This window comes from Geobacter anodireducens, from assembly GCA_001628815.1.
GTDB lineage: Bacteria > Desulfobacterota > Desulfuromonadia > Geobacterales > Geobacteraceae > Geobacter > Geobacter anodireducens.
This window is the reverse complement of record CP014963.1, coordinates 1,315,604-1,329,643: the sequence shown is the minus strand read 5'-3', so window position 1 is coordinate 1,329,643 and position 14,040 is coordinate 1,315,604. Positions and strand designations below refer to the sequence as shown.

The 14,040-nt window shown below is 61.6% G+C and carries 9 protein-coding genes and 3 pseudogenes; all 12 read right to left on the bottom strand.

Annotated features, from left to right (window positions below; all coding sequences use genetic code 11):
* Positions 1-18: 18 nt before the first annotated feature.
* Positions 19-1,733, bottom strand: a pseudogene (locus A2G06_06035) (ABC transporter permease).
* Positions 1,733-2,887 carry a lipid-A-disaccharide synthase gene (locus tag A2G06_06030; GenBank protein ANA39954.1) on the bottom strand — a complete coding sequence of 385 codons (1,155 nt, stop codon included), beginning with the start codon at positions 2,885-2,887 and terminating at the stop codon, positions 1,733-1,735. Before A2G06_06030 ends, A2G06_06035 begins: the two are co-directional and overlap by 1 nt.
* Positions 2,888-2,953: 66 nt before the next feature.
* Positions 2,954-4,081, bottom strand: a complete 1,128-nt coding sequence (locus tag A2G06_06025; GenBank protein ID ANA39953.1) for an erythromycin biosynthesis sensory transduction protein eryC1 — start codon at positions 4,079-4,081, stop codon at positions 2,954-2,956.
* A gap of 93 nt (positions 4,082-4,174) precedes the next feature.
* Positions 4,175-5,107, bottom strand: a complete 933-nt coding sequence (locus A2G06_06020; GenBank protein ANA39952.1) for a UDP-N-acetyl-D-glucosamine dehydrogenase — start codon at positions 5,105-5,107, stop codon at positions 4,175-4,177.
* Positions 5,104-5,874 carry an acyl-[acyl-carrier-protein]--UDP-N-acetylglucosamine O-acyltransferase gene (locus A2G06_06015; protein ANA39951.1) on the bottom strand — a complete coding sequence of 257 codons (771 nt, stop codon included), beginning with the start codon at positions 5,872-5,874 and terminating at the stop codon, positions 5,104-5,106. Before A2G06_06015 ends, A2G06_06020 begins: the two co-directional genes overlap by 4 nt.
* A complete protein-coding gene (locus A2G06_06010) occupies positions 5,875-6,327 on the bottom strand; it encodes a 3-hydroxyacyl-[acyl-carrier-protein] dehydratase FabZ (protein ANA39950.1) in 453 nt (150 codons plus the stop codon).
* Between the two features lie 100 nt (positions 6,328-6,427).
* Positions 6,428-7,469: pseudogene (locus A2G06_06005) on the bottom strand (UDP-3-O-(3-hydroxymyristoyl)glucosamine N-acyltransferase).
* Position 7,470: 1 nt separating this feature from the next.
* Complete coding sequence (locus tag A2G06_06000) at positions 7,471-7,989, bottom strand: hypothetical protein (GenBank protein ANA39949.1); 519 nt, start codon at positions 7,987-7,989, stop codon at positions 7,471-7,473.
* Between the two features lie 38 nt (positions 7,990-8,027).
* Positions 8,028-10,325, bottom strand: coding sequence for an outer membrane protein assembly factor BamA (locus A2G06_05995; protein ID ANA39948.1), 2,298 nt, complete (start codon positions 10,323-10,325; stop codon positions 8,028-8,030).
* A 66-nt stretch (positions 10,326-10,391) separates the two neighbouring features.
* Positions 10,392-11,066, bottom strand: a complete 675-nt coding sequence (locus A2G06_05990; GenBank protein ANA39947.1) for an ABC transporter ATP-binding protein — start codon at positions 11,064-11,066, stop codon at positions 10,392-10,394.
* Positions 11,059-12,329: pseudogene (locus tag A2G06_05985) on the bottom strand (ABC transporter permease). The gene A2G06_05990 and the pseudogene A2G06_05985 overlap by 8 nt, the downstream one beginning before the upstream one ends.
* Positions 12,330-12,417: 88 nt before the next feature.
* A complete protein-coding gene (gene lysS / locus A2G06_05980) occupies positions 12,418-13,893 on the bottom strand; it encodes a lysine--tRNA ligase (GenBank protein ANA39946.1) in 1,476 nt (491 codons plus the stop codon).
* Positions 13,894-14,040 lie beyond the last annotated feature (147 nt).

Genomic DNA, 14,040 nt, shown 5'->3' with positions numbered 1-14,040 from the left:
GGGACCGGTCCCGGCCTTTCACTTGAACTGCATGTCGTAGAGCTTGCGGTAGAGCCCGTCGCGCGCCAACAACTCGTCGTTGGTCCCGACCTCAACCACCTCACCCTTGTCGATGACCACGATCCGGTCCGCATGGAGAACAGTGGAGAGCCGGTGGGCAATCACAAGGGTGGTCCGGTTCTTCATCAGATTGGTCAGGGCCTGCTGGACCATGTGCTCGCTTTCGGTGTCAAGGGCGCTGGTGGCCTCGTCCAGAAGGAGAATCGGCGCATTCTTGAGAATGGCCCGGGCGATGCAGAGCCGCTGCCGCTGACCACCGGAGAGGCGCACGCCCCGGTCGCCGATGTTTGTGTCATACCCCTCGGGCATCTCCATGATGAAGTCGTGGGCAAAGGCAGACCGGGCCGCGCGCTCCACGTCCTCCAGGGAGGCATCGGAGTTGCCGAGCCTGATGTTGTTGGCGATGGTTTCGTTGAACAGGATCGTTTCCTGATCCACCAGGGCGATCTGGCAAAGGAGGTCATCCAGCGCAAGCGCCGTACGTCGATCCCGTCGATGAGCACCGCACCGCCGGTCACATCGTAAAACCGGGGAATGAGCGACATGACCGTCGTCTTCCCGGCGCCCGAGGGCCCCACCAGCGCCACCACCTCGCCCCGCCCGGCCGTGAACGATACGTCGCGCAGCACCTCCTCATCGTCATAGCTGAACGAGACATTGCGCAGTTCCACGGAGCCGCGTACCGTTCCCGGCTCCACCGGATCGGGCGGGTCCTGGATGTCCGTTGGATGATCGATTACCTCGAAAACCCGTTCGGCCGCCCCCATGGCCTGCTGAACCGTATTGTAGGCGCTGAGGACCTTCTTGATCGGGCCGTAGAGCATCACCATGGCGGTCAGGAAAGAGAAGAATTCGGGCGCCGTCATCTTGCCGTCCATGACCTGGCTGCCGCCGAACCAGATCACCCCCGCCACTCCGAACGAAGTGATGATCTCCATGATGGGCGTGTGAAGCGATTCGTATTTTATGCTCTTGCGCAGGTAGCGGTACAGGCCGAAATTGGTCCGGCTGAACCGGTCCACAACGCTCTTCTCCTGACGGAATGCCTTGACCACCTTGATGCCGGAGAACGTCTCCTGGAGAATGCTCGTGATCTCACCCATCTGGCCCAGGGATTGTTTTGCCAGATTCTTGATCCTCTTGCCGATTTTCTGGGCCGGAACGGCCGTAAGGGGGAGCACGATAAACGTGATGAGCGCCAGCTGCCAGTTGCGGTAGAAGATGACGCCCAGCAGGCCGATGGCGGTCACGCCGTCTCGCAACAGGCTCGTGACGATATTTGCTACCCCCTGCTGCATCTGGCCCACGTCGCTCATGATCCGGGACATGAGGGTCCCGGTGGGATTATCGGTGAAATAGCGCAGGGGCAGCCCTACCTGCTTGCGGTACACCTCGTTGCGGATGTCCTGGATGGCCAGCTGACCTGCGGTCTGGACATAGTAGCCCTGGAGGAACCGTGCCACCCCGCGGAACAGGAAGACGATAATCAGGGCCACAGGGACGAGGATGAAAATCGTCATGTCCCTTTCGGAAAAGATCTTCTTCAGCAGCGGCTCCACCATCCAGGCGATGGCCGCATCGGTACCGCCGACGCAGAGTGACGCTGCCATGGAGATGACGATCCGCCACCAGTAGGGCTTGCTGTAATGCAGAATGCGCTTGAAGGTTTCCATTAGACCTGCTTTCCGAGCATTTCCAGAATGATTCCCGCCACCCGTTCAGAGCAGCCGCCGGTACCGAGCTTTTCCTTGACCATGGCAAGCCCGGCGCGGGTTTTCTCGGCATAGGCGGAATCATCCAGATAGCGTCCGATCTCGGCGGCGATCCGGTCGGCCGATGCCTCGTCCTGGATCAGTTCCGGCACCACCCGCGCGCCGGCCACGATGTTGCAGATCCCGATGTGGTCCACGCGGATGAGCCGCTTACCCACCTGGTAGGTGAGCGGGGACACCTTGTAGATGATCACCATGGGCACGCCCATGAGGGCGATCTCCAGGGTCACGGTGCCGGACACGGTCACGATGGCATCGCACACCTGCATCACGTCGTACACCCGGTCCCGGGCCACGGTCACGTCAAGGCCCGATGCCTCCAGTTGGGGAGCAATGTCCCCGTCGGTGAGGCTCGATGCCAGCGGCAGGATGAACTGGATGCCGGGATAGCGTTCCCGCAACAACTGCGCGCTTTCGAGGATTACCGGGAAGAGCTTGGCAATCTCCCCGCGGCGGCTGCCGGGGAAGAGCCCCACCACCCGCCGCCCCGGATCGAGCCCGAAGGAGGCCAGGGCCTCGTCACGCCCCATGGTCGGGCGCACCCGGTCCGCCAAGGGATGGCCCACGAAGCTGACCGGCACCCCGGCCCGTTCGTAAAAGGGCACCTCAAAGGGAAACACCACGGCCATCCGGTCCACCAGCCGACCGATGGTCTTGACCCGCCCGGTCCGCCAGGCCCAGACCTGGGGGCTGATGTAGTAAAGCACCTTGACGCCGTGGTGCCGGGCCACCCGGGCAAGCAGCATGTTGAAGTCAGGGTAGTCGATGAGAATCAGGAGATCGGGCGGATTCGAAGCGATGACCCGCCTGAGCGTCATGAAGGCCCGGGAGATCACCCCGATGTGGGCCAGTACCTCCACGATACCCACCACCGCCATCTCCGAGGAGTCCACCAGGGTCTCCACCCCGGCCTCCCGCATGCGGGGGCCCCCGATGCCGAAGAAAGAGAGGGTCGGGTCAAGACGGAGCGCTTCCCTGACCAGCCCGGCCCCGTGGAGGTCGCCCGAGGCCTCGCCGGCCACGATCATGATTCGATGTGATGTGTTTTCTGTCATCCGTCAAAAATGGCAGAGACGCCCCGCAGGGCGTCTCCGTGTTCAGTGTCGTGGCAGGTGTCGCAGCTAGAGCGCGCTCTTGATGACCCCGACCACCTCGCGCACCTGCTCCTCGGTCATCTCGGGGAAGATGGGGAGCGACATGCAGCGGGCCGCCGCATCCTCGGTCACCGGCAGGGTCAGGCCGGCGTACTGTGCGGCAAAGACATCCTGCTTGTGCAGCGGGATGGGATAGTAAATGGCGGAGGCGATGCCCGCGCCGGTCAGGGCCTTCATGATGTCGTCGCGCCGCTCGGTGAGCAGGGTGTACTGGTGATAGACGTGAACGCCCTTGCCGTCCTCGTAAGGGGTGACGATGCCGGTGCCGGCCAGCAGTTCCGAGTAGAGGTGAGCCACCCGGCGCCGCCCCTGGTTGTACTCGTCGATATGCTTGAGCTTGGCCCGCAGGATCACGGCCTGGATCTCGTCAAGACGGCTGTTGTAGCCGATGACCGAATGGTGGTAGCGGACCTTGCTCCCGTGGTTGCGGAGCACCTTGACCATCTCGGCCGTTTCGGAGCAGGAGGCGGTCACGAGGCCCCCGTCGCCGTAGCACCCAAGGTTCTTGCTGGGGAAGAAGCTGAAGGCCCCCAGAGCGCCGATGGAACCGGTCATCCGGCCGGCCGCGGCGGCGCCGAAGGACTGGGCGCAATCCTCGACCAGGAGGAGACCGTGCCTGGCGCAGATCGCCTCGATGGCCCCCATGTCGGCGGGCTGGCCGAACAGGTGGACCGGCAGCACGGCGCGGGTCCTGGGCGTGATGGCCGCCTCGATGGCTGCAGGATCGATATTGTAGGTGCGCGGGTCGATGTCGACGAAGACCGGCGTCGCCCCCACGTAGCGGATGGCCTCGGCCGTGGCGATGAAGGTGAAGGGGGAGGTGATCACCTCGTCTCCCTCCTTGATGCCGGCCGCGGCAGGGCAAGGTGAAGGGCGTCGGTGCCGGAGGCCACCCCGATGGCGTGCTAAGGCGTCGGTGCCGGAGGCCACCCCGATGGCGTGCTTCACGCCCAGGTACGCCGCAGCCTCCTCCTCGAAGGCGCTCACATTGGGACCGAGGATGAACTGGGTCTTCTCCAGGGCCTCCAGAATGCCCCGGTCGATCTCGTCTTTAAGCTTCAGGTACTGGACCTTGAGGTCTACCATTGGAATCATTGTCTTCCTCCTTGGATACCGACAGCATTGAAACGCGGACGTGGTGTTTGACCATCAGATCAAACGTATCAATCCGTTAACGCTTCAACGCGTCTACAGTTGTTTCGTGATCATGAGCGCCGTCTCCAGCGCCCGCTTGCCGTCCCGGCCGCTCACCACCGGGGTCGCCCCGGTCCTGATGCACTCCAGGAACGAGGCGATCTCGCTCTTCAGGGCATCGCCCTGCTCGAACGTCTTCTGGTCCATGGCCACGTTCGGTACGCCGGGGAACATCTCGCCGCTCCCCTTGCGGAAGACTGCCAGGGATTTATTCTGGAAGTCGACCGTAATGTAGGAGTCGGCCTGGAAGATCCGCATCTTGCGCTCGCTCTTCAGGCTGATCCGGCTGGCGGTGACGTTGGCCACACAGCCGTTCTCGAACTGGATCCGGGCATTGGCAATATCTTCCTCGTCGGTGAAGACCGGCGCGCCGATGGAATTGACCTGCTTCACGGGCGAATCGATGATGTGCTGGATGATGTCGATGTCGTGGATCATGAGGTCGAGCACCACGTTCACATCGGTCCCCCGGGGCTTGAACGGCGCGATCCGCAGCGATTCGATGAAGCGCGGCCCGGTCAGCAGCTCGTCAAGGGCCATGACCACCGGATTGAAGCGCTCAAGGTGACCCACCTGGAACACCGCCTTCCGCTCATCGGCAATGCGGATCAGCTCATCCGCTTCCTCGATGGTGGTGGTAATCGGTTTTTCCAGCAGCACGTGGACACCACGGTCCAGAAACGCCCGCGCCACCTCGAAATGGTACTGAGTCGGCACCACAATGCTCACGGCGTCGACCCGGTCCAACAGCTCACGGTAATCGGCGCAGGGGCTGGCACCGACCTTGGCCGCCACCTCTGCGGCCCGGTTCATGTCGGTGTCGACCACCGCCACCAGCTCGGAATCAGGAAGCTGGGCATACTTTTCCGCGTGAAACTGTCCCAGGTAACCGACGCCGATAACCGCTGTCCGTAGTTTGTCCGTCATCTGCAGAGTCCCCTTTCCGATTTCTCGGCAAAAGTAACAAAGTGATCGATCTCCTGCGAGGGAGGGATTTCCTCGCGGATGCGGCGCAACGCCTCCTCCAGCTTGAGGCCGGACCGGATCACGAGCCGGTAGGCTTTCTTGATCCGGCCAACGAGCTCCTCGGAGAAGCCGCGCCGTCGGAGCCCCACCGTGTTGAGACCGGAAGAAATCGCCCGGTTGCCGCTGGCGATGGTGAACGGCAGCACATCCTGCACAACCATGGCTCCTCCGGAAAGCATGGCGCTCTCGCCCACCCTGACGAACTGATGAACCGCCGAAAGCCCGCCGAGGATGGCGAAATCCTCGACAACCACATGGCCGGCCAGTGTCGATCCGTTGGCCATGATGACCCGATTGCCGATCACACAGTCATGGGCCGCATGACAGTAGGCCATGAACAGGTTGTCGTCACCGATTACCGTTTCGCCGATGCCGGTGACCGTCCCGGGCTGGAGCGTCGTGAACTCGCGAATGACGTTACGGTTGCCGATCCGCAGCCAGGTTTCCTCTCCCCGGTACTTCAGGTCCTGGGGAATGCCGCCCACCGAGGCCATATTGAATATCCGGTTGTCCTCGCCGATCTCGGTCCAGCCGTCAATGACGGTGTGGGGTCCAACGGTTGTGCCCCGTCCGATACGAACGTGCTCCCCGATAATGACATAGGGGCCGATTTCTACACCCTCGGCGATTTCCGCCCCGGGATGCACGATTGCCGTAGGATGAATCATTTAGAGCTTTTCCTTGTCGGCAAAGGTCGCCTTGAGCTCCGCCTCGGTGACCAGCTTGCCGTTCACGGTGGCCCTGGCACTGAAGCACCAGATACCCCGCTTGCAACCGGAGATCGTCACTTCGATCCGCAGTTGGTCTCCCGGCACCACCGGCTTGCGGAACTTGACGTTGTCGATGGAGGCGAAGTAGCAGACCTTGTCGCGAACCTCGTCACCCAAGGTCACATAGGCGTAGATTCCCCCCACCTGGGCCATGGCCTCAACGATCAGGACTCCCGGCATCACCGGATGTCCAGGAAAGTGGCCTTGGAAAAACGGCTCGTTGATGCTGACGTTCTTGATCCCCACGATCCGCTCGCCGGCAACGTACTCCACGATCCGATCCACCAGGAGGAAGGGGTAGCGGTGGGGGAGAATCTTCATGATTTCGTTGATATCAAAGACTGTTTCCATGTTCACGCTCCTCAAAAGAGAAAAACGGACCGCCCGGAGGACAGTCGCGTTTTCTCGATTACACGACCGAAATGAAAGAAACAAACCGGTGCGGAGCCGGCTAGCCTGCGGATTCCAGCTTCTCCTCGAGCTCGCGGAGCCGTTTTTCCAGGGCAGCCACAGCCCGCTTCATTTCAGGGAGTTTCGGCACAACCGCCGAGGCACGGAGCCACTCCCGGTGATCAAAGGCGGGAATGCCGCTCACGATGGTGCCCGACGGCACGTTGCCGGGAACACCCGACTTGGCGCCAACCATGGCATTATCGCCGATCTCAAGGTGCCCGGCCACTCCCACCTGCCCGCCGAGCGTCACCCGTCTGCCGAGCTTGGTGCTCCCCGAAATGCCCACCTGGGAGACGATCATGCAGTTCTCGCCAATGACGCAGTTGTGGGCGATCATGACGAGGTTGTCGATCTTGGTCCCTTTGCCGATAACGGTGGAAGCAAGGGCGGCACGGTCGATGGCGGCGTTGGCGCCGATTTCCACGTCATCCTCGATCACCACGTTGCCCAGTTGGGGGATCTTGTACCAGCCGTCGCCGTCGGGCGCGTAGCCGAAGCCGTCGGAACCGATGACGGTCCCACCGTGGATCGTCACCCGGTTGCCGATGCGGCACCCCTGATAGACCGTGACATTGGCATGGAGCGTGACGTCGTCGCCGACAGTGACCCCCTCGTAGAGCACCGCTCCCGGATGGAGCGTCACCCGGTCGCCGATGGTCACGTTATCGCCGACCACCGCACCCGGTGGATCGTTATCTCCGAGCCGAGTTTCACGCCCCGGCCGACATGGGCTCCGGCCATCACCCCGCGGGCCGCGCGGGGAGCCACGTAGAAAAGGGTCAGCAGCCGGGCGAACGCCAGATAGGGATTGGAAACCACGATGGCGTTGTGGCCGTGCCGTTCGGCGCCGGGCGGCAGAATGACCGCCCCTGCCTGGTGGAGGCAACCTTCGGCGCATAGCGGGGATTGGCGAGAAACGTGATCTGACTGTCAGTGGCATCGTCGAGGCTCGCCACGCCGACGATCTCCCGGGAGCCGTCGCCGGCCAGCGTTCCACCCAGGTAGTCTGCCAGTTCCTGTAGCGTCTTGCGCACGGTCATCTTATTTCTTCCGGGAGGAGTTGAAAATCTTCAGAACGTCATCGGTCAGGTCGGCCTTATCATCGGCGAAGATCATGCTTTCGTTCTTCACGAAGATGATCGTGTAGCCGCTCTTGCGGCCGAAATCCTGAATGACCCGCTCGAGCTCCTCGATGATCCGCTTGGTGAACTCCTCGTCCTTGGCCTGGAGCTCGTCCTGGGCATCCTTGGTGAACCGCTGGAACTCCTTGAGCTTCTGCTGGTAGTCCTTTTCCTTGGCGCTACGCGCCGAATCGGACAGGAGCACGCTCTGCTTTTCCAGGTCGTCCTTCAGTTTTTTGAGTTCATCCTGCTTGAGGTTGATTTCGTCCTGGTACTTCTTCACCTTTGCGGCAAGCTGCTCCTTGGCCTCCTTGCCCGCTTCGGAGAGGTTGAGGGCCTTCTGCATGTCGATGAAGCCGAGTTTGCCCCCTTCCGCCCCGAAAGCGGAGGCGGCCATGAGCGACAACGTAACGACAGTGGCTGCAATGATTCTTTTCATTGTTTCTCCTTTAGCTGGTGCTCTGAAACCCGAGATCTCTAGAAAAAGCTCCCGATTGAAAATTCGAACCGCCCGCTCGATTTGTCGATGCCGTCGCGGGGGTTGAGCGGAATGCCGTACTCAAGCCGCAGCGGACCCATGGGGGACACCCACCGGATACCGGCGCCGTAGCTCATCAGGACACTGGAGAACATATCCTGGTTCTCGCCGTACACATTGCCCGCATCAAAGAAGAGGACCCCCTTGAGGCCCGCATCCTTGAGCAGCGGAATCGTGTATTCCACGTTAAGGATCGCCTCCTTGTCGCCGCCGACAAAGGCCCGTTCGGGGTTTGTCGTGGGGAGGCCGGTCAGCGGGTCGGTGGTCGGCACGTAGGTGATAATGGACGGGCTCACGCTTCGGCCCTCAAATCCCCGCAGCGTATTGATGCCGCCGGCGAAGAAGCGCTCGTCGATGGAAATGTCCTTGCCCCCGAGCCCTTGGATGTAGCCGAGGGTGCCCCGCAGGCTCAGCACCGTCCCGAAGCCGGTCGGGAAAAAGACCGAGGTGTCGCCGTAGTAGCGGAGGAACCGGTTTGTGCCGCCGAGTCCGGCAAACTCGACCGAGAGGTTGTTGACCATGCCGCGGGTGGGGTCGAGACGGTAGTCGGTGGTGTCCCTGGTCAGGCTCACGTAAATGGAGCTGGTGGTGGAGTCGGTCTCGGGCACGACCCGCAGGGCCGGTGAGATGTCGAAGATTTCCTTCTGTTCATACTTGTAGACCCACAGGGTCCTCATGGTGTCGCTCAGGGGATACCCCGCCTTGATGTCGCCGCCCGTTGCCCGGCGGGTGAAGTCGAGGTAGTCGCGCTCGGTCCGGTAGAGGTCGCCCCCCAGGGTCCAGCGGGTATCGAGGAAATAGGGGTCGGTGAGACCCAGGTTGAACGTGGACGACTTGCCGCCGATGGAGGCGGCCAGGTTGGCCCTGAGGCCCAAACCGAGGAAGTTGCCCTGGGAAACGGAGCCCTGGCCGATAAGGCCGTCCAGGGAACTGTAGCCGGCACCGATGCTGAAGGTACCGGTGGGCTTCTCCTTCACCTCGATGTTCACGTCCAGCTTGTTCTCGGAGCTCCCCTTGACCGTGGAGATTGCCGCTTCCTCAAAGAACCCCAGGTTCATGAGGCGCTGCTTGCTCTGCTTGAGGCCGGTGCTGCTGTAGGTTTCGCCCTCGGCCACTTTCAGCTCGCGGCGAATGACCTTGTCGCGGGTCTTGGTGTTGCCGCTGACGTTGATCCGATCGAAAAAAACCTTGTCCCCCTTCTCGAACTCGAAGGTCAGGTCCACGGTCTTCGTCTCCGGGTTCACCTTGGTGAGCGGCGTCACGTTGGCAAAGGCGAACCCCTTGTCCGCATAGAGATCGGTGAGCGCCATAACGTCGGTGCGGAGATTCGCCCGGCTGAAGATGTCCCCCGACTTGAGCCTGAGCCCCTTGGCGAGGTCCTCTTCCTTTTCCAGCAGATCCCCCTTGAAGCCGATGCTTCCGGTCCTGAACTGGTCCCCCTCGGTGATGCCGATGGTCACGATGAGGCCGCTTTTGTCCTCGTTGAGCGTCACCTGGGGCTCGCCGACCTTGACGTTGACGTAGCCGTTGTTGAAGTAGAGATCGGCGATGAGGTTCACATCGTTCTTCACCACTTCATCTTTATAGGTGCCGGCACCGGTAAGCCAGGACAGGAACCACTTTTCCTTGGTTTCCATGACCCCGCGAACCTTGCTTGCGCTGAACGCCTTGTTTCCTTCGAAGCGGATCGACTTGATCAGGACCTTTTCCCCTTCGGCAACCGAGACAATCACCCGCACGTCGGTGTCGGAACGCTTCTCGCTCCGGGTGGTGACCTCGGCCAGGTAATAGCCCTCGTCCCCGTAGAGTTTCTTGACCCGCTTGCCAGCCAGGGTCAACTCCTTCTGGGAAAAGATGGAGTTCGCCTTGAGTCCCAGGGCGTCCCGCACCTTGTCGGTGGAAAGCTCCTTGTTACCCTCGATCCTGATCTCGCGGATAATGGGCTTCTCCTGCACCGTATAGACCAGGACCACTCCGCCGTCGCCCTGCTCGGTCTCTGCCCGCACGTCGATGAACTGCCCGAGCTTGTAAACAGCCCGCACATCGGCATCCACCTTTTCGGCGTAGAGCAGATCGCCCGTCTTGAGCGAAAGAGCATTGGTTATGGCAGCCGTCTCGACCCGCCGGTTCCCGTTGACCCGGACATCGATGATTTTCTCACCCTCGGCCCGAACGCCCTGAACGTTCAGCACCACTGCGGCAATGATTCCTAGTGAAGTCGCTTGTAGCCGTCGCACCGCTACCCCGGAAATGTGGATTTTAACTGCGCTGCCCTACGTGCTGCCTGTTGAGACGAAAGGGTGCTACTCCTCGATGCGGCCGTCCACCAGCCGGACAGTCCGCCCCATGCGGGAAGCGAGCCGCTCGTTGTGGGTCACGACCACCAGGGTCAGGCCCCGTTTCCGGTTGATTTCGGAAAGCGTTTCATGAACCTCGTCGCTGGTCTTCATGTCCAGGTTGCCGGTCGGCTCATCGGCCAGCAGGAGCCGGGGCGACAGGACCAGAGCCCGCGCGATGGCCACCCGCTGCTGCTCCCCGCCGGACAGCTCCCCCGGCTTGTGGGTGAGCCGGTGGGCAAGGCCGACCTCCGAAAGCAGCTCCCGGGCCGGGACAAGCGCCGCGGATCGCTTCATGCCGCCGATCAGGGCCGGCATCATGACGTTTTCCTCTGCCGTGAACTCAGGCAGCAGATGATGAAACTGAAACACGAAGCCGATGGAGCGGTTGCGGAAGGCGGCCAGGTCCATGTCGCTCTTCCGGAAGACATCCTCGCCGCCGAACAGCACCGACCCCGACGACGGCCGGTCCAAGGTCCCCATAAGATGGAGCAGGGTGCTCTTGCCGGCCCCCGATGCCCCCACCAGGGCAATGGTTTCCCCTTCGGCAACCGCCAGATTGACCCCCCTGAGCACATCGACGCGGGTGTCTCCGGCGCCGTAGGTCTTGCAGAGGTCCACAACCTCGATGAGGCTACTCATAGCGCAACGCCTCGGCCGGGGGGAGGCGCGATGCCTGCCAGGACGGGTAGAGGGTCGCCACCAGGGAGATAACCACGGCCGTCACCGAGATGAGCAGCACATCGGACGGCACGACCTGGGACGGGAAATGATCCAGGTAGTAAACGTCCTTGCTGAACAGCTCGAAACCGGTGACCCGCTGGATGAACCCCACGATGGGCTCCAGGTTCAACGCCACCAGAAGTCCGCCGACAACGCCGATGACCGTCCCGGAGATGCCGATGATGAGCCTTCGAGAACGAAAATTTTCATGATGCTCCGCCCTGGCGCCCCCATGGATTTGAGAATGGCGATGTCCTTGGTCTTCTCCATGACCACCATGAAGAGGGTCGAGGCAATGCCGAAAGCGGCCACCAGGACGATCAGGGTCAGAATGATGAACATTACCATCTTTTCGGTCTTCAAGGCAAAAAGAATGTTCTTGTTCATCTGCATCCAATCCCGGGCATAGTAAGGGAATCCGAGGTCGCGGTTGATCTCCCGCACCATCTCTCCCGTGTGGTAGACATCGGCCACCCGGAGCTGGATGCCGGTGACCATGTTTCCCATCGAAAGAAACTCCTGGGCCTCGCCGAGCCCCACGTAGGCCAGGGTCGAATCGTACTCGAACATGCCGGTGTTGAAGAGCCCCACCACCCGGAACTGCTTCATCTTGGGAACCATGCCGAGGGGGGTGATGTTGCCGAGCGGAGAGATGACGTTCAGGGTGTCGCCCACGTACAGGTTGAGGGAGCGCGCCAGTTCCTTGCCGATGATGATGCCGGGCCGGGCCGGCTCGGCCGAGGCAAGGGGGGCCGGGACTGCAGTGAGATCGGTCAGCTTGCCGTCGACGAGGGAGCGTGAGAGGTTGGTGACCTGGGGGTCGGTGGCGGGATCGATCCCCCTGAGCACCACGCCGGAAACGTTGCCGCCCGAGGAAAGCATCACCTGACTGTAGATGAACGGGGTGACGGCCTTAACCCCTTTGACGGCACTTAGCCGCTCCATCATGGCGTGATAGTCCTCGATGCCGCCGCTCGATTTCAGCACCACGATGTGGGCATTGGTGCCGAGGATCTTTTCCTTGAGATCCTCTTCGAAGCCGGTCATCACCGCCAGAACCACGATGAGCGCGAGCACCCCCAGGGCAACGCCTGCGGTGGAAATAAAGGTGATGATCGATATGAAGGTCGACTTCCGCTTGGCCTTCAGATAGCGGAGACCGATAAAAAGCTCGTAGGGCATCTATGAACCTCGGGACTGGGGACTCGGGACTCGGGACTGGTCATGACAATCGTGGTTACTGGTCCCGAGTACCCAGTCCTGAGTCCCGTTATTTCTCCTTGCGCAGTTGCGGGAAGAGAATGACGTCACGAATCGAAGGTGAATCGGTCAGCAGCATCACGAGCCGGTCGATGCCGATCCCCTCCCCCGCGGTGGGGGGAAGGCCAAACTCCAGGGCGCGGATGTAATCCTCGTCCATGTAGTGGGCCTCGTCGTCGCCCTTGGCCTTGGCCGCCACCTGGGCGAGGAACCGCTCCTTCTGGTCCACGGGATCGTTCAGCTCGGAAAAGGCGTTGGCCATCTCGCGGCCGGCAATGAACAGCTCGAACCGGTCCACGATCTCCGGGTCCTTGTCGCTCTTGCGGGAAAGGGGTGACACCTCGGTGGGGTAGGCGGTAATGAAGGTCGGCTGGATCAGCTTTGCTTCCGCCACTTCCTCGAAAATCTCGGTAATGAGCTTGCCGTACCCCACGTCGGCGGGCAGGTCGAGCCCCAGCCGCTGGGCGTAGGCGTAGGCCAGATCCCGGTCCGCCAGGGACTTGGCGTCGATGTCGCCATATTCCAGAATCGCCTCGACAACGGTGAGCCGCTTCCAGGGGCGCTGGAAGCTGATCGGCATCTCCTGGTAGGTGAAGTCGAGGGTCCCCAGCACGTCCTGCGCCACATGACAGAGGAGTTCCTCCGTGAAATCCATCAGGTCTTCAAAGGTGGCATAGGCCTGATAGAACTCCATCATGGTGAACTCGGGGTTGTGGCGCACCGAAATCCCCTCGTTGCGGAAGTTGCGGTTGATCTCGAAGACCCGCTCGAAGCCGCCGACCACGAGCCGCTTCAGGTACAACTCCGGCGCGATCCGGAGAAAAAGCTGCATATCGAGGGCATTGTGGTGGGTCACGAAGGGACGTGCCGTGGCGCCGCCGGGGATCGGCTGCATCATGGGCGTTTCCACCTCGAGGAAATCCTTGCGCACCATGAATTCGCGGATGAGATTGACGATGCGGGACCGCTTGACGAACACCTCGCGCACTTCGGGGTTCACGATGAGGTCCACGTAGCGCTGGCGATAGCGCGTCTCCACGTCCGTGAGGCCGTGGAACTTCTCGGGAAGCGGCTGGAGCGACTTGGTCAGGAGCCGGATGAATGTGGCGTTGAGGGTGAGCTCGCCGGTCTTGGTCCGGAACGGGGTGCCGCCGACGCCGACGATGTCGCCGATATCGAAGGTTTCGAACGCATCGAACGCATCGTCGCCCACCGTATCCTTGCGTACGTAGACCTGCATCCGGCCCTTCCGGTCCTGGATCTGGATGAACGCGGCCTTGCCGAAGGAGCGGCGCGCGATGATGCGGCCCGCAACGGTAAAACTGCGGGGATCATCCTCAATGGTATCCACAGTGCCATAGGTCTCCCTGAAATCGGCAGACGTATGGTGGGGCTTGAAGTCATTCGGGTAGGGATTGATCCCCGCTTCCCAGAGGGCGTCGACCTTGCGCCGTCTCTGGAGCAACAGCTCACTCAACTCTTCCATTGCTCGTACAGTCCCTTTCTCGCAGCCGTTTTCCGGCCCGTTTAACAAATCGTTAACTTAGCCAAAGGAGCATGCCAAGTCAAGGAAAAACGGGGTGCGAACAGAGCGCACCCCGTCAATTTAGCTTGCATATTCAAATAGTTGAAG